We start from the raw sequence: 25,252 nt of genomic DNA on the forward strand, positions 1-25,252 counted from the left end.
ACCCCCACCCCCCCCCCCCCCCCGCGGGGCGGGCGCCCGGCCGCACCTGTCCCACCCGTCGTACCGCTGCCGTACTTCAGCGCCCCGTCGAACTCCCCCACGGTGTTGTCCTCGGGCCAGCCCATGTCGGTCCTCGCGACGAACTCCCCCTGCGGTGTCCTGACCTCGTACTGGAGCACCGGTTCAGCGATTCCCATCTCCTTCAGCACCGCGCGGCTGACCGACTCGCCACCCGATTCCGCCAGCGGCGAGGCGTACGCGGTGACCGCCCGCGCCACGGCGATGGCGCCGCGACCCTTCTGGGCACTCAACACGGCAGTGATCCGGTCCCGTAGACCAGCCGTCCGCTGCCCGGGAGGCCGGTTGCGCAGCGCGCTGTCGGCGACCACCAACCCACCAGCGAAGCCCAGCAGCCGGGCGCAGTCCACCACGGTCCACGCGACCGAGGTGAGTCGTACGCCGTCGATCTCGACGATGCACTCCGTCGGAATGCGCGCTCGGTGACTGATCAGCCTGCTGCGGCGACTGCCGCCCCCGACCTGTCGTGACACGTGGACCGCGTCACCGAGCTCCGACCAGGGCACCTCGAGCCCGTGCCACACCGCGGCGGAGACATGACTGATCACGGTGGCATCGCCCAGCTCGCCGACGGTCGCCCGTACCCGCTGCCGGTGGCGCTCAGCGGGCGTGTCCGGCCGGGACGTCGCATAGATCCCCCGCCGCAGCCGCACCAACGACCCGTCCGCCAGCGCCCGGTCGATGTCATGCGGGGTCAGGCCACGCGCCGCGAGTTCAGGGGTCGAGACCAGTCGGTCGGGGTCCCGGTCGGAAGCTTGCAGACTGTCCACGGCACCAGTGAACATGCCGCGGTGGTGCCCAGGACCCGGGACAACACACTCGCCAACATCGGCACCCGAACGGACAACACCGTCCGGGCGTACGTGGCGGGGCAACACCGTCCGGACCGCACGTGGCGGGGCAACACCTGTCCGGAGAACACTCGTTGGGGCAACATTTCCGGGAAGCGCGCATCCGGGCGCTCCGGGCACTGCCGGCGGAGGCAGTGAGGCAGACCACCACCATGAGGCGGGCAATCGGGCATCTGCATCGGCATCGGCATCGGCATCGGCATCGGGCGATTCTCGAGGCCGCTGGGTGCCATCAAGTTGACGTTGGCCGATGATTCGCAGGTCAGCCGATCGTCCGTGACCTGGCCGACGGACTTCCGTCGCACAGCTTCCACAGTGTCGGCCAACGCCAGTACCGTCGCACAGCTGCCCAACACCAGTACCGTCGCACAGCTCCGCTGCCACCGACCGACAACCACGACCACCGACCGACACCGGGCCCGCCGCCATCCTGCGGAAACGCCTGAGGGGCGGGCCCCGTGTGGGACCCGCCCCTCAGGACGGATGTCAGCTCCTCGGGACCCGCGGGCCCGAGGCCGTGCTCACTTGACGGAGACGGAGGCGCCGGCAGCCTCGAGCTTCTCCTTGGCCGCGTTGGCGGCGTCCTTGGCGACCTTCTCCAGGACCGGCTTCGGGGCGGCCTCGACGAGCTCCTTGGCCTCCTTCAGACCGAGGGAGGTGAGCGCGCGCACCTCCTTGATGACCTGGATCTTCTTGTCACCGGCGGACTCGAGGACGACGTCGAACTCGGTCTGCTCCTCCTCGGCGGCGGCCTCAGCGGCGGCGGCCGGGGCGGCAGCGGCCACGGCGACCGGAGCGGCGGCGGTGACCTCGAAGGTCTCCTCGAACAGCTTCACGAACTCGGAGAGCTCGATCAGCGACATCTCCTTGAAAGCGGCAATCAGCTCGTCGTTGCTCAGCTTGGCCATGATTGGTTCCTCACTTCTTGGTGTGTGATGCAGTCTGGCCGTACGGGCCACGCCTGCGGTGTGGGTGATCCTGACGGATCATTCGGCAGCAGGCGCTGCCTCGGCGGCCTCCGCAGCCGGGGCTGCATCGGCGGTCTCAGGCTCCGTGGTCGCCACCGCGGCCGGCGCTTCGCCGGCGCCCGCGATGAGGAGGGGGTCCGCCTCGGCAGCGGTCTGCAGGGCGCCGAAGGCGCGCGCAGCAGTCTGCAGCGGTGCGGCGAACAGTCCGGCGGCCTTGGAGAGGTTGCCCTTCATGGCGCCGGCGAGCTTGGCGAGGTAGACCTCGCGCGACTCGAGGTCGGCCAGCGCGCCGACCTGCTTGGCGTCGAGGAAGTTGCCCTCCAGGACGCCACCCTTGATGACCAGGAGCGGATTGTCCTTGGCAAAGTTCTTGAGGCCCTTGGCCACGGCCGCGATGTCACCCTTGATGAAGGTCAGGGCGTTCGGGCCGGTCAGGATCTCATCCAGCATGTCGATGCCGGCCTTGTTGGCCGCCAGCTTCATGAGGGTGTTCTTTGCCACGGCGTAGGTGGCGTCCTCGCCCAGCGCGCGCCGAAGGGTCTTCAGCTGCGCCACGGAGAGGCCGCGGTACTCGGTGAGCACAACAGCGTCAGAGCTCTCGAACTGCTCCGTGAGCTGGGCGACAGCTGCTGCCTTGTCCTCCCTCGCCATGGTTCTCCTTCCACTTCTGTCGTGTGCACGTCCCGACGGGACGTACGCCTCGACCGCGACTCGACCCGACGGAGGGCAAACAAAAAGCCCCATGCGCAGCACGGGGCACAGGAGCATCCGCCGCTCGGGACGGACCCGACGAAGGACAATCATGAATCTCGCCTGCGCGGGCCTCCGGGCGGAGCTTAAGGGCGTACGACGGACGTACGACCACCAGCGGTCTTCAGCTCGTCAAACTATACGGAGGGCCACCGTGACAGGCAAATCGGCGATCACCACGATGACCACCGCACAGCCTCATCGCCGCACAGCCTCATCGCCACGGGGCTAGGCCTCATCGCCGCGGCTGCACTCGCCGCCGAGCGATCGACGCCGCCGGGTAGGGGCGGGAAGGTCTCCGACAGCGGTCGAGGGCCCGGCCCCGATGAGAATCGGAACCAGGCCCTCGCACTGCGGAGTCCTGCATCAGCGTCCGACGAGCAGAACCGCCGCAGCGGCGGCCTCTCGTTTGCCGGAGCGGCTCAGGCGCTCGCCTCGCTGCCGGAAGTCGCCCCGATGCCGGGACGACTCAGGCGGTCGCCTCGAGGTCGGCCTTGACCTTGACCGGGTCCATCAGGACGCCGGGGCCCATGGTCGAGGACGCGGAGATCTTCTTCACGTAGCGGCCCTTGGCGGTCGTCGGCTTGAGGCGGACGATCTCCTCGACGGCGGCGTAGTAGTTCTCCAGCAGCTGGTCGATGCCGAAGGATGCCTTGCCGATGATGAACTGCAGGTTCGAGTGGCGGTCGACGCGGAACTCGATCTTGCCGCCCTTGATATCGGTGACGGCCTTGGCGACGTCCATGGTCACGGTGCCGGTCTTCGGGTTCGGCATCAGACCGCGCGGGCCGAGGACACGACCCAGCTTGCCGACCTTGCCCATCATGTCCGGGGTGGCGACGACCGCGTCGAAGTCCAGGTAGCCACCCTGGATCTTCTCGATCAGTTCGTCGGCGCCGACCTCGTCGGCGCCCGCGGCCGTGGCGGCCTCGGCGTTCGCACCGGTGGCGAAGACGAGGACCCTCGCCGTCTTGCCGGTGCCGTGGGGAAGGTTGACCGTGCCGCGGACCATCTGGTCGGCCTTGCGGGGGTCGACGCCGAGGCGCATCGCGACCTCGATCGTCTCGTCGAACTTCGCGGAGGCGTTGTCCTTGACCAGAGTCAGGGCCTCATGCGGGGAGTACAGGGCCTGTTCGTCGCGATGGGCGGCGGCTGCCCGATATGCCTTGCTGCGCTTCATGAGCTGGTTTCCTTTTGGTGCTGGTACCAGTGGTGGTGCGGACCGCGCCGGTCCTCCCACATCCGGTGGATGGAGCCCGATCCGTCTCGTACGGACCGGAACGGGATCAGTCCTCGACGGTGACACCCATGGAACGGGCGGTGCCGGCCACGATCTTCATGGCAGCCTCGACGTCGTTCGCATTGAGGTCGGGGAGCTTGGTGGTGGCGATCTCACGCACCTGGTCGGCGGTGAGCTTGGCGACCTTGTCCTTCAGCGGGTTGGACGAGCCCTTCTTCAGGCCGGCGGCCTTCTTGATCAGCTCGGCGGCCGGCGGGGTCTTCGTGACGAAGGTGAAGGACCGGTCCTCGTAGATGGTGATCTCGACCGGGATGACGTTGCCGCGCTGGGATTCCGTCGCGGCGTTGTACGCCTTGCAGAACTCCATGATGTTCACGCCGTGCGGGCCGAGGGCGGTACCGACAGGCGGTGCCGGGTTGGCCTGGCCGGCGTTGATGGCGATCTTGACGATCGCCGCGACCTTCTTCTTGGGAGGCATGCGATGGGTCCTTTCAGTGCATGCTCATGGGCGTACGCGGACGTACGTCCAGCTCTTCGGTGGCCGCACGGGGTCGTGCGACCGGGGTGTCGGTGGCCCGCCTCGCAGTGGGCCTCCACAGAGGCCCGCGGAGGCGGGAACCGGGCGCCGCGGACGCGCAGGGCGTCCGGACGCGGCGGCCGTCGGGGCAACCTGGCTGGGGCGCCCGGAGTCCGACCGGTGCGTCGGACGGACCGCCCGGGGGCGGGCGTACGACGCACAGTGTCGAATCATAACCCGAGGACCCCTCCGCCGCGTAATCCGCGGGTCGGAGGGGTCCTCGTACGTGCCTGCTGGGGCCGGCCGACCGGCCGCCGGGTCAGGACTTCTGGATCTGCGGGAAGGTGAGGTCGACCGGGGTGTCGCGGCCCATGAACTCCACCGTCGCGATGAGGCGCTGGGTGTTCGGGTTGATCTCGGTGATGATGCCCGGGACGCCGGCGAACGGGCCCTCGATGACCATGATCGAGTCGCCGATCTGGTAGTCCTGCACCTCGACCTTCTTGGCCGGACGCTTGCCCTTGCCCACTGCCGAGGCAGCGACGCGTGCCACGACCGAGGGCCGCATCATGTTCTCGACCTCGTCGAGGGTGAGCGGCGTCGGGTCGTTGGCGTTGCCGACGAAGCCGGTCACCGCCGGGGTGTGCCGGATGCAGCCCCACGACTCGTCGGTCAGGTCCATCCGGACCAGGACGTAGCCGGGCAGGTAGACCCGGGTGACTTCCTTCTTGTTACCGTTCTTCATCTCGACGACCGTCTCGGTGGGGACGACCGTCTCGTAGATGTAGTCCTCCATGTTGAGGGAGGTGACGCGCTGCTCGATGTTCTGCTTGACGCGGTTCTCCATGCCGGCGTACGTGTGCACCACGTACCAGTCGCCGAACTTGCTGTCCAGGTCGGTGCGCAGGTCGGCCATCGCGGTGGCGACCGCGGTCTCGGCGTCGAAGTCCATCACCGGCGCGGCGGTGGTCTCCTCCTCCTGGTCCGCGTCGAAGTTCAGGTTGATCTCGAAGTCGTCGTCCAGGCCGCGGGCGGGAGCGGAGGGTGCGGTGACGTCCTGCTCACGCTCCTCGACGCTCTGCCCGGCCGGCTCCTCGTCGGAGGACACCTCGGACACCTCGCCGAGCGACTCCTCGTCGACCGACTCGGCCGCGGCCGACGTCTCGGCGCCGGTCTGCGGCTCGGCGGCCGTCGTGGCGGCCCCGTCGGTGCCGAAGAGATCGGCGACGCTGAGCTCCTCGTCGGTCGGCTCCTCGGCCGTCAGACCGAAGTCCAGGTCGGGCTCGTCACCGACGGTGTCGTCCTCGAACGCGTCCAGGTCGATCTCCACCTCGGACTCGTCGAACTCGTCGTTGTCTGCCACGTTTCCCTCTCGGTCGTTGTCGTACGTCGTCATCCGCCGAACACCTTCAGCACCACCCAGCCGAGCCCGGTGTCGAGCAGGCTGACGAACACCATGATGAACGCCACGAAGAGGAGCACAGCGACGAAGGAGCCACCCATCTCCTGCCGGGTCGGCCAGGTGACCTTCTTCAGCTCGTCGACGGACTGCCCCACGAAGGCGATCGGGCCGGCCTTCTGCTCGTACGGGGGAAGCGCGGAACGGCGCGAGGAATCGTGGGCCCTGCGCACGGGGCGGCGACCACTCGGTCCGCCGGCACGGCGGTCGGGGGTGCCCTCCTCGGCGGCTGCGACATCATCGGAATCCTGCGGATCCCTCAGGTCCTCTGCCACACATCGTCCTTCGTCTCGCCAGGTCAGCGACCTGTCCGGTCTCGGTGCCCCCCGGCGGTCGAGGCGTGCCCCGACAAGGCAGTGCCATCGACCGGCCCGGACGACATCACCGACTCTAGCGCCAGCGAGGACTGCTCGTCGCGCCCGGAACACGCCTGTGCCCCGGACTCGCACGGCACGAGGGACTTGAACCCCCAACCTTCGGTTTTGGAGACCGATGCTCTGCCAGTTGAGCTAGTGCCGTCCGTCGTACGGTTACCCGTCCGACAAGATCGATAGTGTACGCAGGTCCCCGGCCGGATGTCGAACCGGAGCCGCCGCACCGCGTTCTGCGGCACGCTGCAGATACGGGACGGGACCGCGGACAGGCCTGCTGTGGGCACACCGTCGGGCGCAGTGGGCATCCGACGCGGCGCCGTCGGGCACGCAGAAGGGTGCCGTCGACGCCCGGGCTCAGGCCCGGTCCACCACCACCGCCGAGCGGGGCCCCAGCCGCAGACCGACGGCGGTCTCCTCCACTTCCCCGGTGGCCAGCAGCACGAGGCCGGCCACGGCACTCACCACTGTCCCCTCGCCGAGGTTGACGGCGACCACGATCCGTTCGCCACGCTCGAGGACCAGCAGGTCACCGCCGGCGGCGAGCGCGACGCGGGTCCGGGCGAGTCGGGGGTCGCCGAGATCGGGCCAGGCCCGGCGCAGCGCGATCAGGTCGTGGACCAGGGCGAGGTGGGCCGCGTACGGCTCGCGCAGCGGCTCGCTCCAGTCGAGGATCGAGTCGGTGAAGGTCCGGGGGTCCTGCGGGTCGGGGACGACGCCACTGTCCCAGGCCATCCGGGCGAACTCGGCCCGCCTCCCCTCGGTCACCGCCCGGCCGAGGTCGGGCTCGGGGTGGGAGGTGAAGAACGCCCACGGTGTCGAGGCGCCCCACTCCTCGCCCATGAAGAGCATCGGGGTGTACGGCGCGGTGAAGGTGAGCACCGCCGCCAGGGCCAGGGTCCGGTCGTCGACCCGGGTCCGCAGCCGGTCGCCGGCGGCCCGGTTGCCGATCTGGTCGTGGTTGCCAGCGCACACCACCAGCCGCCACCCGGGCGTCCCCGGCGGGAGCGGCCGGCCGTGCGTACGTTGCCGGAAGGTGGACCAGCGCCCGTCGTGCAGGAAGCCGTGGCCGAGCACATGGGCCAGCGCCTGCGGGTCGGCGAAGTCGACGAAGTAGCCGACGTCCTCCCCGGTCAGCGTGGCGACGACCGCATGGTGGAAGTCGTCCGCCCACTGCCCGGCGAGGCCGTAGCCGCCGGCCTCCCGCGGGGTGAACAACCGCGGGTTGTTCTGGTCGGATTCGGCGATCAGGGTGAGCGGGCGCCCCAGGAAGGCGCTCAGCGCGTCGACCTGGACCGACAGCTCCTCGAGGATGTCGACGGCCCGGCCGGGGTCGGTGAGGGCATGCACCGCATCGAGCCGCAGCCCGTCGACGTGGAAGTCGCGCAGCCAGTGCCGGGCGTTGTCGAGAAGGTACTGCTGCACCTCGTCGGAGTCCGGCCCGTCGAGATTGACCGGGTTGCCCCACGGGGTGTCGGTGCTGGTGTCGAGGTAGGGGCCGAACATCGGCAGGTAGTTGCCCGACGGGCCCCAGTGGTTGTGGACGACGTCCTGGATCACCGCCAGGCCGCGGGCGTGGCAGGCGTCGACGAAGGCCTGGTAGGCCCACGGCCCGCCGTACGCCTCGTGGACGCAGAACCAGTCGACCCCGTCGTAGCCCCAGCCCCGGGGACCGTTGAACGCCGCCACCGGCATCAGCTCGACGGTGTCCACGCCGAGGTCGACCAGATGGTCGAGCCGCTCGATCGCGGCAGTGAGGGTGCCCTCCGGGGTGAAGGTGCCGATGTGCAGCTCGTAGATGATCGACCCGGCCAGCTGCCGGCCGGTCCAGCCGCTGTCGGTCCACGGGAAGGCGGCCGGATCGTACGTCCGGGACACGTCGTGCACCCCGTACGGCTGGCGCAGCGTCCGCGGGTCCGGCCGCGGGGTCGGGTCGTCGTCGAGCAGGAAACCGTAGTCCAGCTCCCCGTCGGCCGCCAGCTCGACCGGTGCCACCGGTTCCCACCAGCCGTCCTCACCCCGGGTCATCTCGGTGATGACCGCGCCCGCGCCGCCGGCGGCGGCGGGAGCTGCGGGAGAGCCCGAGGCGGCCGTGGCAGCTGCGGGAGACCCCGAGGCGGCCGTGGCGCCGGCCGGAGTACCTGCGGCGGTGGCCGGGGTGTCGGCCGTCGGGATGTCCGCGGCGGCCGTGGGGCCGGACGCGGCGGGCCGGGTCCACAACCGGACCCGTCGGGGGCGGGGGGCCCAGACGGCGAAGTCCGGCCATCTCCCGGCGAGGTCGCGGATCGGTACGCTGCCGTCAGTCACGGGGGTCCTCCGGGGTCAGGGGAACAGGAGTCGGCCGGCGGTTCAGACCCGGACGTCGTCCAGACTGCAGTTCACCAGGTTGGGCTCGGGCACGAGGCTGACCCCGTACGTGTCGCGGACGCCGTCGCGGACCGCCCGGGCGAGCTCGAGCACATCGGCGGTGCTGGCGCCGCCGCGGTTGGTGAGCGCGAGCGTGTGCTTGGTCGACAACGTCGCCGGCGCGGCCCCCTCGCCGTAGCGGGGCAGGTGCCAGCCCTTGGTGTAGCCGGCGTGTTCGATCAGCCAGGCGGCCGAGGTCTTCACCCTGCCGGGGCCCGCGGGGTAGCGCGGCGCACCCTCCGGCAGATCCGCGGCGAGGGCCTCCGGCAGCACCGGGTTGGTGAAGAAGGAGCCGGCGCTCCAGGTGTCGTGGTCGGCCGGGTCGATGACCATGCCCTTGCCGGCCCGCAGCTCGAGCACCGCCCGGCGGACCTCCGGGGCGCGGGCCGGCTCGCCGAGGCCGACGCCCAGCTTGTCGGCCAGCTGCTGGTAGCGGACCGAGGAGAGCAGGTCACCGAGCAGGAACTGGAACGCGACGTCGAGGATGATCCAGCGCCCGGGCTCCTCCTTGAACCGCGAGGTGCGGTAGCCGAACCCGCACTCGAAGGGGAAGAAGGTCCGCTGGGCCCGCTCCTGGCGGTCCCAGGCGCGGACCCGGACGATGTAGTGACCGACCTCCGTGCCGTACGCCCCGACGTTCTGGATCGGCACGGCGCCGACCTGACCGGGGATGCCGGACAGGCACTCCAGGCCGCGCCACTGGCGGGTGATCGCCTCCTGGACGAACCCGTCCCAGGACTCCCCCGCGGCGACCGTCACGTTGGCGCCGGCGCAGCAGGACTCCTCCTCCACCCACAGGCCCGAGGTGGCGACGTTGACGACGAGTCCGTCGAACCCCTCGTCACCGATCAGCAGGTTGGACCCGCCGCCGAGGATCAGCACCGGCTCCCCCGTGGTGTCGGCCGCGGTGACCAGGTCGATCAGGGTCCGGTCGTCGCGGGCGACCTCGAAGCGGGCGGCCGGCCCGCCCAGGTGGAAGGTGGTGTGGTCGGCGAGGAGCTCAGCCACGGTCCACCTCCGCGGTCGCCTGACCGAGCACCTTGACGTCCTCACCGTCCGGCCCGGTGATCACCGCGGTGATCGTCACCGTGGCGGTCTCCTCGGTGAGCGCCGTGATGGCGGCGGTGATCCGCAGCTCGACGCCGGTCTCGTCGTCGGGGACGGGCACCGGGCTGGTGAAGCGGCAGGAGTAGGCCCGGACCTTGGCCGGGTCACCGACCCAGTCGGTGACGATCCGCAGCGCGGTGGCCATCGTCAGCATGCCGTGCGCGATGACCGATGGCATGCCGACCCGGCGGGCCATCCGGTCGGACCAGTGGATCGGGTTGAAGTCGGTGGACGCGCCGGCGTAGCGGACCAGGTCGGCCCGGGTCAGTGTGACGGTGAGCGGCGGCAGCGCGGTGCCGATGGTCAGCGGCGTGGGCTCGGTCATCATCGGGTGCCCTCCTCGGTGGCGCTCCGTACGGCGGCCTTCGGCTCCTTCGGCGCAGGCACCTCACGGTTGTGGATCAGCTGGGCCGTCACGGTGCAGACCTGCTCCCCGGCGACGGTGCTGACGTCGACCGAGGTGGTGACGAACTCCATCGGCCCACGCACTCGGACCTTGTCGAGAGTGAGCACGCCGACGACCTCGTCGCCGGCCCGCAACGGACGGTCGTAGCGGAACTTCTGTTCGCCGTGGATCACCCGCTCCAGCCGCAGCTCGAGCTCCGGATCGGCGAACATCGCCTCCCATGCGGTCGACGCGATGACGAACGCGAAGGTCGGCGGGGCGATCGGGTTGGGGCCACCGTACGAGGGGTTGTCGTCCCCGATCGCCCGGGCGAACTCGTGGACCTTGGCACGGGACACCTGGTACGGCTCCGTGGCCGGGTAGGACCTCCCGGCGTGCTCAGACGTGATGGCCATGACCCCAACGCTACTCGGTCCGGTGATCGGCGGGGAGGCTCGTGGGACGTCCCGCCGGACGCCTCGGCCGGATCACCGTACGACCCGCGGCGGGGCCGCGTGCCCGCCACGGCGGGGACATCGGGGCCCGACGCGTCGGCGCGGGGAAACGCGACAGGGCGCCACCACGTGGGTGACGCCCTGTCGGGAAGTCTGTCGCGTACGCTCAGCGGGTCTCGCGGTGAGCGGTGTGACGGCCGCACTTCGGGCAGAACTTGTTCATCTCCAGACGATCCGGGGTGTTGCGCCGGTTCTTCTTGGTGATGTAGTTCCGCTCCTTGCACTCGGTGCAGGCAAGCGTGATCTTCGGGCGAATATCAGCACCCTTGGCCATGATCGATCCTCTGTCTGTTCAAGTTCACTGGTCTGAATGGTAGCGAGGGCGGGATTCGAACCCGCGACCTCACGATTATGAGTCGTGCGCTCTCACCAACTGAGCTACCCCGCCATGTTCCGGACCAGTCACCTGGCTGGCATCCACGGTGGCAACGACTGCGGTTGTCGCTGGCCGTGGATCCGGAGTCCGAGCCCCCAAGCAGAATCGAACTGCTGACCTTCTCCTTACCATGGAGACGCTCTGCCTACTGAGCTATAGGGGCCTGCACCCTGTCCCGGACGGCGAGTTCCGGCACAGCTGCCGGGGAACCAACTTACACAACCCGGCCCGACTTGCCAAACCGTGGTTCGGCGAGGTCCAGCCAGGGGTGCAAGCCGGGACTCCGACTGTGCGTGGCAGGTGCTGGATTCGAACCAGCGTAGGCGAAGCCGACGGTTTTACAGACCGCTCCCTTTGGCCGCTCGGGCAACCTGCCATGCCTGATCCCCCCGGTTTCCCGGGTTTCTCGGGCGACGGAAACCATAGCAAGGTTCCACCACTCAGCGCAAAACGGCGCCGCGATGCACTGCCGGGCGGCCTCCGCGATGCACTGCCGGGTGGCCTCCATGGCGGACGACCGGCCACCGGGCCGACCACGGGCCGACCACGGGCCGACCATCGGGTCGGCGCTGCACCGCCGACCGACCCGGCTGCGGAGGGCTGCCGAGGCGACCGGTGCAGGGCAGAATGGTCGGACACCGACCCCCATCCCGAGGAGCGCATCGTGGCCAGTGAGAACTCTTTCGACGTCGTGAGCAAGGTCGACCACATGGAGGTGGCCAACGCCGTCAACCAGGCGGCCAAGGAGGTGCACCAGCGCTTCGACTTCAAGGGCACCGACGCCAGGGTCACCCTGTCCGGGGAGGACGTCATCGAGCTCGAGGCCACCACCGAGGAGCGGGTCGCCGCCGTGCTGGATGTGCTGCAGTCCAAGCTGGTCCGCCGCGGGATCAATCTGAAGTCGCTGGATGCCGGCGCCCCGCGGTCCTCCGGGAAGGTGTGGAAGATCACCGCGTCGATCCAGGAGGGGATCAGCCAGGAGAACGCCAAGAAGGTGTCCAAGCTGATCCGCGACGAGGGCCCCAAGGGTGTCAGGACGCAGATCCAGGGGGACGAACTGCGGGTCTCCTCCAAGAGCCGCGACGACCTGCAGACCGTCCAGTCGCTGATCAAGGCGCAGGACTACGACTTCGCGGTCCAGTTCACGAACTACCGGTAGGCCGCCGGGACGTCGGGCGCCGACGTCACCCCCTGCCCCTATGCTGGGCGGGTGCTGCGCATCGCGACCTTCAACGTGAACGGGATCCGGGCCGCGGAGCGACGCGGTTTCCCCGCCTGGCTGGCCGCGCGTACGCCGGACGTGCTGGCGGTGCAGGAGATGCGCTGCCCGGTCGGCGAGGTGCCGGACGTGTTCGGCGGCTACCACCTCGTCCACGACGCGGGGACGATCCCGGGGCGCAACGGGGTGGCGATCGCCAGCCGGACGGCGCCGAGTGCGGTCCGGCTCGGGTTCGGCAGCAAGGAGTTCGACCGCGAGGGTCGCTACCTGGAGGTCGACCTCGACCCCGCCGACGGGCCCCGGCTGCGAGTCGCCTCGGTGTACGTGCCCAAGGGCGGCACACCGTACGAGGACGAGGCCTCGCTGGCGAAGATGCAGCGGAAGTTCCGCTTCCTGGAGTCCTTCTCCCGCCACCTGACCCGGAGCCGGCGCGAGGCGGGCCGGGAGGGTCGGGAGTTCGTCGTGATGGGCGACTGGAACATCGCCCCGACCGAGCTGGACATCCGCAATTGGCGCTCCAACCGGCGCTCGGAGGGCTTCCTGCCCGAGGAACGGGAGTGGATCGCCGGGGTCCAGTCGCCCCGCACCCTGGTCGACGTGGTCCGCCGCCATCACGGTGAGGTCGAGGGCCCCTACTCCTGGTGGTCGTGGCGCGGCAAGGCCTTCGACAACGACGCCGGCTGGCGGATCGACTACCAGCTGGCCACCCCCGGGCTGGCCGGCGCCGCGTCCGTGGCCGGCACGGACCGCGATCCGGCCTACGACACCCGGATCTCCGACCACGCCCCGGTCGTGGTCGACTACCAGCTGTGAGCGCACGCGTCACGCCGTGAACGTACGACGCCTCGCTCCTCTTGCCCGACGGAGGAAGGAACCCTGATGGAGCTGACCAGCCGCAGCACCGACGACGTCCTGTTCGGCACCGACGGCCCGGTGGCCCGGATCGTGCTCAACCGCCCGCGGGCGATCAACGCCCTGACCCTGGGCATGGTGACCGACATCCACGCCGCGCTGGAGGAGTGGGCGCTCGACGAGCGTGTCGGCGTGGTGGTCGTCCAGGGTGCCGGCGCGCGAGGGCTGTGCTCCGGCGGGGACGTCCGGGCAGTGCGCAGGAGCGTCCTGGAGGACGGCGACCCCGGCCCCTTCTTCGCCACCGAGTACGGCATGAACGCGGCGATCGCCGACTTCCCCAAGCCGTACGTGGCGCTGATGGACGGGATCGTGATGGGCGGTGGCGTCGGCGTGTCCGGCCACGGCTCGATCCGGCTCACCACGGAGAACACCCGGCTCGCGATGCCCGAGACGATCATCGGCTTCACTCCCGACGTCGGCGCCCAATGGCTGCTGGCCGGGGCACCGGGCCAGATCGGCGCCTGGATGGCGATGACCGGGGTGACCATCGACGGCGCCGACGCGGTGGCCGCCGGGTTCGCCGACGCCATGGTCGCCGCCGACCGGATGACGGAGATGGCGGCACTGGACGGGCGCCGCGACCCGTGGCTGTACGCCCTGGCCGAGGGCGCCCCGTTCACCGGCGTGGAGCTCTCCTTCCCCGCCCTGTCCGCCCTGCACGAGGACGGCCCGACCCGGCGGTGGATCGACGAGTGCTTCACCGGCGCGGACGCCACGACGATCGTCGGGCGACTGCTCGACCACGAGCACCCGGCCGCCCGCCGGGCCGGCGCCGACCTGCGCCTGCGCTGCCCGCTGTCGGTGGTGACCAGCCTGGCGGCGCTGCGCCGGGCCCAGGCGATGTCCGGGGTGCACGAGGTGCTGGCCCAGGACCTGCGGGTGGCCGAGCGGATGGCGATGCTGCCCGACTTCGCCGAGGGGGTCCGTGCCCAGCTGGTCGACAAGGACCAGGCCCCGCGGTGGAGCGATGCCTCGATCGAGGACGTCGACCCGCAGGAAGTGGCCGAGCTCTTCGCCGATTGAGCCGAAGAGCCGGTGCGGGCCGATTGAGCGGGAGGGCCGGGCCGGTGAGCCGGGGAGCGCCGGCGAGCGGGTCGGCTCCGCTCGCCCCTGTGGTCAGGGTTGCCGGGCGAGCAGCGGGCCGTGATCGGCCGGATCCAGGCCGTCGGGTGCCCCGATCGGGGCCCGCCACGCGGCCCGGTCATGGCGCACCATCAGCACGGCGTACGGCACCAGGGAGGCGATGGCGAGCCAGCCCGCCTGGTTGCGGAATGCCAGGTTGGTGGCGTAGTAGACGACCATCCCGACGCTGACCCAGACGGCAACCCGGACGAGGCGCCGCGACGGCCGGGCCACCGGGAGCAGCAGCCCGCCCCACAGCAGGTACCACCCGTGCAGGGCGGCGCCACCGATCGCGGCGGCCAGCAGGCCCCAGGAGACGAACCGGATCGGTCGGTGCAGCGCGATCCGGGCACCGATCCACCCGATGAACCCGACGGTGGCGACGCCGAAGACGCCCTCGACCGTCGCGGTGATCACGCCGCCCCATTCGTAGTAGCCCCACTGCAGGACGAGCCCGTTCACCGCCTGGGCGACCAGGCTGCTCGGCGCGATGGTGGGTACCGATCCGGGCACGGTCATCGCGTGCAACCAGCCGAACCCGAGCCCGGTGAGCAGCGACACGGCGCCGAACGACGCCAGCGCGATCGCCGCGGTCGTCCCGGTCCGCCGCAGGATCTCCCGCCAGGCGGCCCAGCGGCGCGCCTCGGCGGGCAGGAACATGACGGCGACGGCGAGGCCGGCCAGCGCGGCCGGTTGCTTGGCCGCGGTGGCCACCCCGACCAGGATCGCCGCGGTGACGAACGACCTCCCGCCGGCGTACCACAGGGCGAGGACCATCAGGCCGACCATCAGGGCGTCGTTGTGGGCGCCGCCGACGAAGTGGACGATCATCAGCGGGTTGGCCACGGCCAGCCACATGCCCCGGTCGGCCTCCGGGCCGACCGCCCCGGCATGACGCAGCAGCGCGGGCAGGCAGGCGGCGATCAGCACGACCCCGAGGACGGCCGGGATCCGCATCGCCATGGCCGCCAGATAGGCGTGCAACGGGCTGCCCACCGTCGGCACGAGACCGCCGGTCGCGTCGACGAGGATCCGCTGGATCTGCAGACTGAGGGGGCCGTACGGCGCCGGGGTGTAGAGCCAGACCCGCGACACCGCGTCGGCGAACGGGCCGGGCAGGGCCCCCGGGCCGACCTGGTAGGGGTCGACGCCGCGGGAGACCAGCCAGCCCTGCGCGGCGTACGAGTACGCGTCGTGGCTGAAGATCGGTGGCGCCACCAGGAACGGTGCCGACCAGAGGGCGAGCACCGCCCGGAAGTCGTGCCGGCCCGACGCCGACGGGCGCAACCGCAGCCAGGCGTCCAGCGCGAACCATGCCCCGGTCAGCGCCACGAGTGAGGCGAAGGTGCTGCCCACGGGCGTACGGACCATCCCGCTGCCCGGCAGGGACCAGAGCGGGGAGCTGTCCGGGATGAAGGCGGGGCTCAGCGACCCCAGGACGATGAGGACGAACCCGAGCAGCCCCTGGCGGACCATCGGGTCGTACCATTCGGCGGCCAGTGCCGCCAGGGCGTCCGCGGCACGGAGCCGCAGGGTGTGGTCGCGACGATCGAGGCGCTCGCGGTGCGCCCGCTGATCGTCGTACGTGCCGTGATCGCTGTGGTCGCCGTACGCGACATGAGCGCTGCGGTCGCCGTGGTCACGGTCGGAGAGGGTGGTGCGCCGGGGGTCGGGGAGCGACCCGAGGTCGCGCAACTGTTCACCTGCCATCCGCTTCCCTTCACGCGTTCCCCGGCCCGGCGCGAGGCGCTCGCACACCCCGCGACGTCATCCTCCGACAAAGGCACCTACTGTGCCAGGGTAAGCGTCCGGCCGCACTTCCGGCCAATCCCCCGCCCCCCGAGGCCCCCGGACCGGGGCCCGGAGGACGGCCGAACAGGACCCGACGACGGCCGAGCAGGCCCCCGGGAGGGTCGAACAGGGGCCGAACGAGGGCGGAACGGTTCAGTCCGTCCCCGGTGCCAACCGGTCGCGTTCGTGGACCAGGTCGGCGGTGCTGTGGCCGGGCGCCACATGACCCTCGGCCCACTCCAGCGCGTCGAAGGGGCACTCATCGACGCAGATGCCGCAGTACATGCACACCGACCAGTCGATCGCGAACCGGTCCAGCACGTTGTGCACCCGGGGCCGGCGGGCGTTCTCCGAGCCCGGGTCCGATTCGGTGTGCGCCTCGATGCTGATGCACCAGACCGGGCACTCCCGGGCGCAGATCATGCAGGAGGTGCAGCGATCCTCGATCAGCTGGATCGCGCCGTGGCCGCCGGTCACCGGTCCGCCCCCCGCTCGCTCCGTCCGCCCCGCTCACTCCCACGGCCCCGCTCGCTGCGTCCGCCCCGCTCGCCGTCACGGGAGCGACGGACCCGTCCGCCCGCGGCACCGGCGGCGATGTCCTCGGCGTCGGCAGGACCGGCGGCGGGGTCGCGATCACCCCAGACGGCCGGGTCGGGCACCCCGGGGGGCACCATCCGGCGGCGGGACCGGCCGCCCTCACCGGGCTCGGTCGCCCCGGGCCACGGCACCGCGACGCGGGCGGCGAGCAGGTGGTCCTTGAGCAGCGGCGCCTCGGGGGCGTCCGGGGCGAGCAGCAGCCGCCGCGGGTCACCGCCGTCGAAGGTGACCGCGAACCCCTCGCCCGCCTCGCGCTCGCACCAGCCGGCTCCGGGGAAGACCGTCGCCAGGCTCGGCAGCACCCCGTCGCGCCGGGACACACCGGTCCGCAGCCGGACCGCCCGCCCGGTGCGGTCCTGCAGCCGGCAGACCACCGTCACGGTGTCGGCCCGGCCGATGTCGTCGGTGGCGTCGAGCCAGTCGAACCGGTCGAAGCCCTCGTCCCGGGCGCCCTGCGCGGCCGCCACCCAGTCGGCGGGATCGACCCGGCGGATGATGTCGTCGAGCAGGTCGTCGGTGCCCCCGGTCATCGATCCTCCTCCACGGCCGGGGCCGAAGGCGCCGTCCCCGCGCCGGCGGTCAGCCCGGCCAACGCGTCCTCCAGTGATCCCGGTGGCGGCGGGCAGCCGGGCACGAACGCGGCCACCGGGACGAACTGCCCGATGCCGTCGGCGACCGCGTACGAGTCCCAGTAGGGCCCCCCGGAACTGGCGCAGGCGCCGTACGCGACGACCCGGGCCGGTCGTCCGGCCCGGGTGCCGAGGGCGTCGATCGCCTCCACGACGACCGGGACCAGGGCGTCGGGCACGGTGCCGGAGACCACCACCGCCAGCGGTGCGTCGGGCCGGAGGCCGGGCACCGCAGGATCGATCCCGGGCCGGTCGAACACAGCGGGATCGACCTCGGGCCGGTCGAGCGTCGCGGCCTCGAACTCGAGGGCGCAACAGGCCAGTCCGAGGTCGGCGACGAGCAGTCGACCGTCGCCGTACCAGTCGTACACGCGTGTGCCCTGAGCCATACCGGACAGCCTATCGCCGTGCGCGTCCCGCTCCCCGGACCACCCTGAAGCATAAGGACTTGCGCGAGGAATCATTAGCAGATCAAATAGGTGAGGCTCACCTGACGCCGCACTAGACTTGACCGGCGCCTCCACCCGAGGCGGCGTACGACACAAGAAGCGAGGCATACCGACGTGGCAGACGTCCAGATGCTCAACCGCGTGGTCATCCGGTTCGCGGGCGACTCCGGCGACGGGATGCAACTCACCGGTGACCGGTTCACCGCGGAGGCGGCATCGTTCGGCAACGACATCTCCACGCTGCCGAACTTCCCGGCAGAGATCCGTGCCCCCCAGGGCACGATCCCGGGTGTGTCGAGCTTCCAGGTGCACTTCGCCGACTTCGACATCATGACCCCCGGCGACACCGCCGACGTCCTGGTCGCGATGAACCCGGCCGCACTGAAGGCCAACCTCGCCCAGCTCAGGCGCGGCGGCCTGATCATCGTCGACACGGCCGAGTTCACCAAGCGCAACCTGACCAAGGTCGGCTACTCTGCGAACCCGCTGGAGGACGGCTCGCTGGACGACTACCAGCTGCACGCCCTCGATCTCACCGGCATGACGGTCGCCGCGGTGCACGACTTCGGGCTGACCCGCAAGGACGCCTCGCGGGCGAAGAACATGTACGCGCTGGGCCTGCTCAGCTGGCTGTACAACCGCGACACCGAGACGACGCTGAAGTTCCTCAGCGAGAAGTTCGCCGGCAAGCCGCAGCTGCGTGACGCGAACATCACCGCCTTCCGCACCGGCTACGCCTTCGGCGAGACGACCGAGACGTTCGGCGTCACCTATCAGGTCGCCCCGGCCCCGATGCCCGCCGGCCGCTACCGGCAGATCTCCGGCAATGTCGCCCTGGCGTACGGCCTCGTCGTCGGCGCGCAGAAGGCCGGCATCCCGATGTTCTTCGGCGCGTACCCGATCACCCCCGCCTCGGACGTGCTGCACACCTTGTCGAAGCTCAAGCGGTTCAACGTGATGACCTTCCAGGCCGAGGACGAGATCGCCGCCGCCGGCTCCGCGCTGGGCGCCAGCTTCGCCGGCCGGCTCGGCGTGACCGCCTCCTCCGGCCCGGGCATCGCGCTGAAGTCGGAGACCATCTCGCTGGCGGTGATGACCGAGCTGCCGATGGTGATCTGCGACGTCCAGCGCTCCGGCCCCTCGACCGGCATGCCGACCAAGACCGAGCAGGCCGACCTGCTGATGGCGCTGTACGGGCGCCACGGTGAGGCGCCGGTGCCGGTGATCGCCGCCCAGTCGCCGTCGGACTGCTTCACCGCGGCCCTCGAGGCCGTCCGGGTCGCGATCGAGTACCGTACGCCGGTCTTCGTGCTCACCGACGGCTACCTGGCCAACGGCGCCGAGCCGTGGAAGGTGCCGCAGCTGGAGGACATCGCGGCGATCGACCCGCAGTTCGCCACCGGGCCGAACGGCCCGAAGGGCGAGTTCCTGCCCTACCTGCGCGACGAGGAGACCCTCGCCCGCCCATGGGCCGCCCCCGGCACCCCCGGCCTCGAGCACCGCCTCGGGGGGATCGAGAAGGACGCCCGGACCGGCAACATCTCGTACGACCCGGCCAACCACCAGCTGATGACCGACACCCGCCAGGCGAAGGTGGACCGGATCACCCGGATCATCCCGCCGCTCGAGGTCGACGACCCGGGCCGCGCATCCGGCGACGGCGCCCGCGTGCTGGTGCTCGGCTGGGGGTCCACGTACGGCCCGGCGCTGGCCGCCATCCGCCGGATGCGGAAGACCGGGACGAAGCTCGCCCACGCCCAGCTGCGCTGGCTCAATCCGTTCCCGGCCAACCTGGGCGAGGTGCTGCGGTCGTACGACAAGGTCGTCGTGCCGGAGATGAACCTCGGCCAGCTGGCCATGCTGCTGCGCGCGAAGTACCTGGTCGACGTGCAGAGCTACTCGCGGGTCCGCGGCCTGCCGATCTCGGTCGACGAGTTCGAGGCGGACCTGTTCGAGATCGTACGAGAGGTCGAGGGCCGGGCGCCTGCCGCCGCGGCCCCCACCCCGGAAGGAGCCCTCCAGTGACCGCCACCCAGGACCGGCCCGCGATCAGCCGTGGCCTCGCCCACGTGCCGCTCGCCCTCGAGCCACTGAACCGCAAGGACTTCGTCTCCGACCAGGAGGTCCGCTGGTGTCCCGGCTGCGGTGACTACGCCGTGCTCGCCGCCTTCCAGGGCTTCATGCCCGAGCTCGGCATCAAGCGCGAGAACACCGTGATCATCTCCGGCATCGGCTGCTCGTCGCGGTTCCCCTACTACGTCGACTCGTACGGCATGCACTCGATCCATGGCCGCGCCCCGGCGATCGCCACCGGCGTCGCGGCGGCCCGGGAGGACCTGGCGGTGTTCGTGATCACCGGCGACGGGGACGCGCTGTCGATCGGCGGCAACCACCTGCTGCATGCGCTGCGCCGCAACGTCAACATCACCGTCCTGCTGTTCAACAACCGGATCTACGGGCTGACCAAGGGCCAGTACTCGCCGACCTCGGAGCTGGGCAAGGTCACCAAGTCGACGCCGATGGGGTCGCTCGACCAGCCGCTCAACCCGGTGTCGCTGGCGCTCGGCGCCGAGGCGACCTTCGTCGCCCGCGCGATCGACTCCGACCGCAAGCACCTCAGCGAGGTGCTGAAGGCGGCTGCCGCGCACCGCGGCGCGTCGCTGGTGGAGATCTACCAGAACTGCCCGATCTTCAACGACGGTGCGTTCGACGCGCTGAAGGGTGGCGAGGAGTCGGCCGAGGCGATCATCCCGCTCCGCCACGGCGAGCAGATCATCTTCGGCGTCGGCGGCCACCTGGCCGTGGTCCGGGACCGGGCCACCGGGGCGCTGCGCATCGCCGAACGTGCCGACGTCGCCGCGGAGGACATCGTCGTCCACGACGCCCACCTCGACGACCCGTCGTACGCCTTCGCCCTCTCCCGCCTGAGCAGCGCCGGTCACCTGCAGCGCTCCCCGATCGGCATCTTCCGCGATGTGGCGCGTCCGTCGTACGACGACGAGGCGCGCGAACAGGTGCGGACCGCCCGCGGCGACGGGGCCGACACCGAGGCCTCGCTGCAGGACCTGCTCTACGGGCAGGACACCTGGGAGGTCGTCGGCTGATCCACCTCGGTCGACGGCTCTGGGTCGATGGCCCGCGACGATGTCCTCGGTCGCGGACCGTCGGCCGAGGAGCTGAGCCCCGGCTGAGAATCGCGACGACGCGCACGGTGGGATCCACCGTGTCGCGGGAGGACCCGCCTAGCTTAGGGTGGACTTATTCCACCCGGCGTGCCCGGCCACCCCGTCCCGGTGGCCGGGGCGAAGCAGCCAGGGGCGCCGTCGTGGCACCCCGGAGGAAGTCCCGATGACCCCATCCCGCCCGTCCGTCCCCGTCCGCCCGTCGTCCCGACCGCCGGTCCGCTCGACCCGACCGGCCTGGCGCCGCGCGCTCGTCGCCGCCGCCCTGCCGTTGCTCGCGGCCGGGGTGCTGACCGCCTGCGCGCCGCCGTCACGGGCCGACCGTTCCGCGGCGAGCCCGAGCCCGACGCCGACCCCGCTGGTCGTGGCGGGCACCAACCACAACGCGGCGGCCCAGGCGTACGCCTATCCTGCGGCCAAGGTGCAGGGCTGGCTGCGGCAGGGCAACACGGCGCCCGACTACCCGACGCAGAAGATCGCCTTCCTGACCTTCGACGACGGCCCGAGCGCCGACGCCACCCCGCAGGTGCTCGACGCCCTGCGTGCCAACAACGTGCCGGCGACCTTCTTCGTGATCGCCGGACCGCTGGGCCTGGGGCGCACCGGCCCGGCCCAGCTGCGCCAGGAGGTGGAGGCCGGCAACGCGGTGTGCATCCACTCGTACAGCCACGACTACCAGTACCTCTACCCGCAGCGGCAGGCGAACATCGACCACATCCTCACCGACGAGGCGAAGGCGCTCGACCACATCCGGGCGGCGCTCGGCCCCGACTACACCCCCGGCTGCTTCCGCTACCCGGGTGGTCACATGTCCTGGAAGGGCCTGGCCGACTCCGACGCCGGTCTGGCCGGCCGTGGCCTGTCGTGGATCGACTGGAACGCGATGACCGGCGACGCGGAATCCAAGAGCAAGGTGCCGAGCACGCCCGAGGAAGCGGCGGCCAACGTACGCCACGACATGGCGCTGGTGAAGAACCCCAATGTCGTGGTCATCCTGATGCACGACGCACCCGGCAAGAAGATCTCCACCGAGGCGCTGCCGCTGATCGTCTCCGACCTGCGGGCGGCCGGCTACGCGTTCGGCGTGATCGCCTGATCATCCGCCGCGATGTCGTCCGGGACCGCCGGACAGGGCCCGGACCCGCGATGTCCCAGTAGACCGCGATACGCATGTCCCGACCCTGTCCGGGTGGGTAGTTGATAGATTGACGGCCGGGCGGTGGACCGCCGGGCACCGCCGCCCTTCCCCCGGGGTGATCTGGGCGCGGTCCGTCCGTACGCCGACACGGGTCCGTAGGCCGGCACGGTTCGTACGCCGCCCCTTCCGGACGTCCCCGACCGCGAGGAGATCGCGCATGCCCGAGCCGACCGCCACCACCACCCGGCCCGGCCTGCAGCGCGGGCTGCTCAGCGGGTTGGGCGCGTACCTGCTGTGGGGCTTCTTCCCGCTCTACTGGCCCCTGCTGTCGCGGGCGGGAGCGATGGAGATCCTCGCCCAGCGGATCGTCTGGTCGCTGGTCTTCGGACTGCTCGGCTGCCTGCTGCTGCGGCGCAGGTTCTGGCAGGGTCTCGACGGTCGCCGTGCCTGGATGACCCTGCTCGGCGCCGGGGCGCTGGTGAGCGTCAACTGGGGCACCTACATCTGGGCGGTGAACAACGGCCACGTCCTCGACGCGGCGCTGGGCTACTACATCAACCCGATCCTGTCGATCCTGCTCGGCGTGGTGTTCCTGCATGAGCGGCTCTCCCGGCTGCAGTGGCTGGCCGTCGGGCTCGCCGCGAGCGCGGTGGTGGTGCTCACCGTCGAGGTCGGCGGCCTGCCGTGGGCCGCACTGGTGCTGTCGGTGTCGTTCGGGCTGTACGGCCTGCTGAAGAAGGGCGTGCGGATCGACGCACTCTCCGGGATGGTCGTCGAGGGCCTGGGCATCAGTGTGGTCGCCCTCGCCTTCCTGATCCGGCTGCAGGCCAGCGGGCGCAGCACGTTCACCGCGTACGGTCCGCTGCACACCGGCCTGCTGGTCACCGGCGGTCTGGTCACGTTGGTGCCGCTGCTGTTCTTCGCCGACGCCGCCCAGCGGCTGCCGCTCACCACGCTCGGGCTGCTGCAGTACGTGGCGCCAACCATGCAGTTCCTGATCGGCTGGCTGGTGCGCGGCGAGGTGATGTCGCCGGGGCGCTGGGCCGGCTTCCTGCTGGTGTGGATCTCGATCGCCATCGTCAGCGCCGAGGCGCTGGTGGCCTGGCGGCGGCTGGACCGGGTGGGCCGACGGCGCCCGACTACGATCGGCTCATGACAGTTGAGGAGAGCCCCGTCGTCCTGGACCTCACCGCGGTGGACGAGGCGGTCCCCGCCCGCACCGACTTCTATCGGCACGTCAACGGCGCCTGGCTCGCCCGAGCGGTGATCCCCGACGACAAGCCCCTCACCGGCGCGTTCAGCGACCTGCGTGACCGCTCCGAGGAGGCGGTCCGCGACATCGTCACCGGGCTGGGCACGCCCGGGCCGCACGAGGGGCCGCAGACCGATGCGGACCGGATCGCCGGACTGTACGCGAGCTTCATGGACACCGCGACGATCGACGCGCTGGGCACCGCGCCGCTGACCGACGACCTGGCCGCGATCGAGGCGATCACCGACGTGCCCGCTCTGCTCACCCTGTTCGGGCGCAACGCCCGCCGCGGTCTCGGCACCCTGGTGTACGGCGGGGTCGACGCCGACCCGGGGGCCCCGGAGGCGTACGCCCTGTTCATCAGCCAGGGCGGGCTGGGGCTGCCGGACGAGGAGTACTACCGGCTCGACCGGTACGCCGACATCCGCACCGCCTACGTCGACCACATGGAGCGGATGTTCGGGCTGGCCGGGTTGCCCGGGCCGCGGGCGCAGGCCGAGTCGGTGATGGCGCTGGAGACGGCGATCGCCGCCTGTCACTGGGACAAGGTGCGTCGCCGCGACATGGTCGCCTCGTACAACCCGATCGGGATCGCCGCGCTGACCGACCGGGTCGGGGCGCTCAATCCGGCGGTCGACCTGCGCCGCTACTTCGACGCGCTGGGCGTGGAGGGGCAGAAGGTCACCGGGGTGATCGAGTCGCAGCCGTCGTTCCTCGACGACGTGGCACCACTGCTCGTCGCCGACCGGCTGCCCCAGTGGCGTTCCTGGGCCCGCTGGCGGCTGCTGGTCGGCACCGCCGCGTACCTGCCGGAGGCGTTCACCGCCGAGAGCTTCGCCTTCTACGGCACCACGCTGTCGGGCACCCCGACGATCAAGCCCCGCTGGAAGCGGGGCGTGGCGCTGGTCGAGGGGTGCGTCGGCGAGGCGGTCGGGCGACGCTACGTCGACCGGTACTTCCCGCCGGCGGCGAAGGAACGCTGCGACGAGCTCGTCGCCAACCTGCTGGAGGCCTACCGGCGCTCGATCAGCGCGCTGGACTGGATGACCGACGCGACGCGGACGGAGGCGCTGGCGAAGCTGGCGAAGTTCACCCCGAAGATCGGCTACCCGGGCAAGTGGATCGACTACACCAAGCTGTCGATCAGCCCCGACGACCTGCTCGGGAATGTACGCCGCACCGCGGAGTTCGAGACGGATCGTGAGCTGGGCAAGCTCGGCGGGCCGATCGACCCTGAGGAATGGTTCATGACCCCGCAGACGGTCAACGCGTACTACCACCCGTTGCGCAACGAGATCGTCTTCCCCGCCGCGATCCTGCAGCCGCCGTTCTTCCACCCGGAGGCCGACGACGCGGTCAACTACGGCGGCATCGGCGCGGTGATCGGCCACGAGATCGGGCACGGCTTCGACGACCAGGGCTCGACCTGCGACGGCGACGGCAGGCTGCGCAACTGGTGGACCGACCGGGACCGGGAGGCGTTCACGGCGCGGACCGCGGCGCTGATCGCCCAGTACGACGGGCTGTCCCCCGAGGGGGCCGACGGGCTGACCGTCAACGGGGCGCTCACCATCGGGGAGAACATCGGCGACCTCGGCGGTGTGTCCATCGCCTACCAGGCGTGGCGGATCGCCCTCACCGACCCCGCGACGGGTGAGGTGGCCGAGCCGGAGCCGCTCGAGGGGCTGAGCGGGGCCGAGCGGTTCTTCATGAACTTCGCCCGGATCTGGCAGCAGAAGACCCGGCCCGAGACGGTCCGTCAGCGGCTGGCGACCGACCCGCACTCCCCCTCCGAGTTCCGTTGCAACCAGACCCTGAAGAACGTCGACGCCTTCCACGTCACGTACGTCACGCAGCCGGGCGACGGGATGTGGCTCGCCCCCGAGGAGCGTGTCCGGATCTGGTGAGCCGGCGAGCGGTGGCGATCGCCCCGCCCGA

General features: G+C 71.0%; 24 protein-coding genes and 4 tRNA genes. 8 read left to right on the plus strand and 20 right to left on the minus strand.

Going from position 1 to position 25,252, the window contains the following annotated elements:
• The 16 genes from VB059_RS13050 to VB059_RS13125 all read right to left on the minus strand — a co-directional run.
• On the minus strand, window positions 1-848 hold an 848-nt coding region (locus VB059_RS13050; protein WP_323422421.1), incomplete at its 3' end, for a type IV toxin-antitoxin system AbiEi family antitoxin domain-containing protein.
• Window positions 849-1,450: 602 nt separating this feature from the next.
• Window positions 1,451-1,837 (minus strand): 50S ribosomal protein L7/L12, encoded by a 387-nt coding sequence (rplL, locus tag VB059_RS13055; RefSeq protein WP_323422422.1) that lies wholly within the window; start codon window positions 1,835-1,837, stop codon window positions 1,451-1,453.
• Window positions 1,838-1,915: 78 nt separating this feature from the next.
• On the minus strand, window positions 1,916-2,548 hold the full coding sequence (gene rplJ, locus VB059_RS13060) for a 50S ribosomal protein L10 (RefSeq protein ID WP_323422423.1): 633 nt from the start codon (window positions 2,546-2,548) through the stop codon (window positions 1,916-1,918).
• 568 nt (window positions 2,549-3,116) lie between these two features.
• Complete coding sequence (rplA, locus tag VB059_RS13065) at window positions 3,117-3,827, minus strand: 50S ribosomal protein L1 (protein WP_323422424.1); 711 nt, start codon at window positions 3,825-3,827, stop codon at window positions 3,117-3,119.
• Window positions 3,828-3,933: 106 nt separating this feature from the next.
• Entirely contained in the window at window positions 3,934-4,365 is a 432-nt protein-coding gene (gene rplK / locus VB059_RS13070; RefSeq protein ID WP_323422425.1) for a 50S ribosomal protein L11, read from the minus strand.
• A gap of 358 nt (window positions 4,366-4,723) precedes the next feature.
• Window positions 4,724-5,767 (minus strand): transcription termination/antitermination protein NusG, encoded by a 1,044-nt coding sequence (gene nusG / locus VB059_RS13075; RefSeq protein WP_416339563.1) that lies wholly within the window; start codon window positions 5,765-5,767, stop codon window positions 4,724-4,726.
• Between the two features lie 29 nt (window positions 5,768-5,796).
• Window positions 5,797-6,138 carry a preprotein translocase subunit SecE gene (gene secE, locus VB059_RS13080; protein ID WP_323422426.1) on the minus strand — a complete coding sequence of 114 codons (342 nt, stop codon included), beginning with the start codon at window positions 6,136-6,138 and terminating at the stop codon, window positions 5,797-5,799.
• A gap of 171 nt (window positions 6,139-6,309) precedes the next feature.
• Window positions 6,310-6,382, minus strand: a tRNA-Trp gene (locus tag VB059_RS13085).
• A gap of 209 nt (window positions 6,383-6,591) precedes the next feature.
• Complete coding sequence (gene treZ / locus VB059_RS13090) at window positions 6,592-8,541, minus strand: malto-oligosyltrehalose trehalohydrolase (protein WP_323422427.1); 1,950 nt, start codon at window positions 8,539-8,541, stop codon at window positions 6,592-6,594.
• Between the two features lie 42 nt (window positions 8,542-8,583).
• Entirely contained in the window at window positions 8,584-9,648 is a 1,065-nt protein-coding gene (locus VB059_RS13095) for a UDP-N-acetylmuramate dehydrogenase (protein ID WP_323422428.1), read from the minus strand.
• Window positions 9,641-10,072, minus strand: a complete 432-nt coding sequence (locus tag VB059_RS13100; RefSeq protein WP_323422429.1) for a MaoC/PaaZ C-terminal domain-containing protein — start codon at window positions 10,070-10,072, stop codon at window positions 9,641-9,643. The genes VB059_RS13095 and VB059_RS13100 overlap by 8 nt, the downstream gene beginning before the upstream one ends.
• Window positions 10,072-10,548 carry an FAS1-like dehydratase domain-containing protein gene (locus VB059_RS13105; protein ID WP_323422430.1) on the minus strand — a complete coding sequence of 159 codons (477 nt, stop codon included), beginning with the start codon at window positions 10,546-10,548 and terminating at the stop codon, window positions 10,072-10,074. Before VB059_RS13105 ends, VB059_RS13100 begins: the two co-directional genes overlap by 1 nt.
• 205 nt (window positions 10,549-10,753) lie before the next feature.
• Complete coding sequence (rpmG, locus tag VB059_RS13110; protein WP_323422431.1) at window positions 10,754-10,921, minus strand: 50S ribosomal protein L33; 168 nt, start codon at window positions 10,919-10,921, stop codon at window positions 10,754-10,756.
• Window positions 10,922-10,958: 37 nt separating this feature from the next.
• Window positions 10,959-11,035, minus strand: a tRNA-Met gene (locus tag VB059_RS13115).
• Window positions 11,036-11,113: 78 nt separating this feature from the next.
• A tRNA-Thr gene (locus tag VB059_RS13120) sits at window positions 11,114-11,186 on the minus strand.
• A 131-nt stretch (window positions 11,187-11,317) separates the two neighbouring features.
• Window positions 11,318-11,399, minus strand: a tRNA-Tyr gene (locus tag VB059_RS13125).
• A 288-nt stretch (window positions 11,400-11,687) separates the two neighbouring features.
• On the opposite strand from VB059_RS13125, the gene VB059_RS13130 reads away from it, so the two are divergent.
• From VB059_RS13130 to VB059_RS13140, 3 genes are all read left to right on the plus strand, one after another.
• Window positions 11,688-12,182: a YajQ family cyclic di-GMP-binding protein gene (locus VB059_RS13130; RefSeq protein ID WP_323422432.1), complete on the plus strand. Its 495-nt coding sequence runs from the start codon at window positions 11,688-11,690 to the stop codon at window positions 12,180-12,182.
• Window positions 12,183-12,236: 54 nt separating this feature from the next.
• Window positions 12,237-13,055: an exodeoxyribonuclease III gene (locus VB059_RS13135; protein WP_323422483.1), complete on the plus strand. Its 819-nt coding sequence runs from the start codon at window positions 12,237-12,239 to the stop codon at window positions 13,053-13,055.
• A gap of 66 nt (window positions 13,056-13,121) precedes the next feature.
• Entirely contained in the window at window positions 13,122-14,177 is a 1,056-nt protein-coding gene (locus VB059_RS13140) for a 3-hydroxyisobutyryl-CoA hydrolase (RefSeq protein ID WP_323422433.1), read from the plus strand.
• A 93-nt stretch (window positions 14,178-14,270) separates the two neighbouring features.
• Here the strand turns inward: VB059_RS13140 and mptB are convergent, their stop codons facing one another.
• The 4 genes from mptB to VB059_RS13160 form a co-directional block, all read right to left on the minus strand.
• Window positions 14,271-15,986 (minus strand): polyprenol phosphomannose-dependent alpha 1,6 mannosyltransferase MptB, encoded by a 1,716-nt coding sequence (mptB, locus tag VB059_RS13145; protein ID WP_323422434.1) that lies wholly within the window; start codon window positions 15,984-15,986, stop codon window positions 14,271-14,273.
• Window positions 15,987-16,220: 234 nt separating this feature from the next.
• Window positions 16,221-16,544: a 4Fe-4S binding protein gene (locus tag VB059_RS13150; protein WP_323422435.1), complete on the minus strand. Its 324-nt coding sequence runs from the start codon at window positions 16,542-16,544 to the stop codon at window positions 16,221-16,223.
• Window positions 16,541-17,194, minus strand: a complete 654-nt coding sequence (locus tag VB059_RS13155; protein WP_323422436.1) for an NADH-quinone oxidoreductase subunit C — start codon at window positions 17,192-17,194, stop codon at window positions 16,541-16,543. The genes VB059_RS13150 and VB059_RS13155 overlap by 4 nt, the downstream gene beginning before the upstream one ends.
• Window positions 17,191-17,682 carry a hypothetical protein gene (locus VB059_RS13160; RefSeq protein WP_323422437.1) on the minus strand — a complete coding sequence of 164 codons (492 nt, stop codon included), beginning with the start codon at window positions 17,680-17,682 and terminating at the stop codon, window positions 17,191-17,193. The genes VB059_RS13155 and VB059_RS13160 overlap by 4 nt, the downstream gene beginning before the upstream one ends.
• A 189-nt stretch (window positions 17,683-17,871) precedes the next feature.
• Here VB059_RS13160 and VB059_RS13165 point away from each other — a divergent pair, with 189 nt between their 5' ends.
• The 5 genes from VB059_RS13165 (at window position 17,872) to VB059_RS13185 (ending at window position 25,221) form a co-directional block, all read left to right on the plus strand.
• Window positions 17,872-19,767: a 2-oxoacid:acceptor oxidoreductase subunit alpha gene (locus VB059_RS13165; RefSeq protein WP_323422484.1), complete on the plus strand. Its 1,896-nt coding sequence runs from the start codon at window positions 17,872-17,874 to the stop codon at window positions 19,765-19,767.
• Window positions 19,764-20,846: a 2-oxoacid:ferredoxin oxidoreductase subunit beta gene (locus VB059_RS13170; protein WP_323422438.1), complete on the plus strand. Its 1,083-nt coding sequence runs from the start codon at window positions 19,764-19,766 to the stop codon at window positions 20,844-20,846. Before VB059_RS13165 ends, VB059_RS13170 begins: the two co-directional genes overlap by 4 nt.
• A gap of 244 nt (window positions 20,847-21,090) precedes the next feature.
• The gene (locus tag VB059_RS13175; protein ID WP_323422439.1) at window positions 21,091-22,020 is read left to right on the plus strand and encodes a polysaccharide deacetylase family protein; all 930 of its coding nucleotides are present in this window, start codon (window positions 21,091-21,093) and stop codon (window positions 22,018-22,020) included.
• 259 nt (window positions 22,021-22,279) lie between these two features.
• Window positions 22,280-23,218 carry an EamA family transporter RarD gene (gene rarD / locus VB059_RS13180; protein ID WP_323422440.1) on the plus strand — a complete coding sequence of 313 codons (939 nt, stop codon included), beginning with the start codon at window positions 22,280-22,282 and terminating at the stop codon, window positions 23,216-23,218.
• Window positions 23,215-25,221, plus strand: a complete 2,007-nt coding sequence (locus tag VB059_RS13185; RefSeq protein ID WP_323422441.1) for a M13 family metallopeptidase — start codon at window positions 23,215-23,217, stop codon at window positions 25,219-25,221. Before rarD ends, VB059_RS13185 begins: the two co-directional genes overlap by 4 nt.
• Window positions 25,222-25,252: the final 31 nt, after the last annotated feature.

Origin of the sequence: Raineyella sp. (assembly GCF_034933565.1) — a bacterium.
GTDB lineage: Bacteria > Actinomycetota > Actinomycetes > Propionibacteriales > Propionibacteriaceae > Raineyella.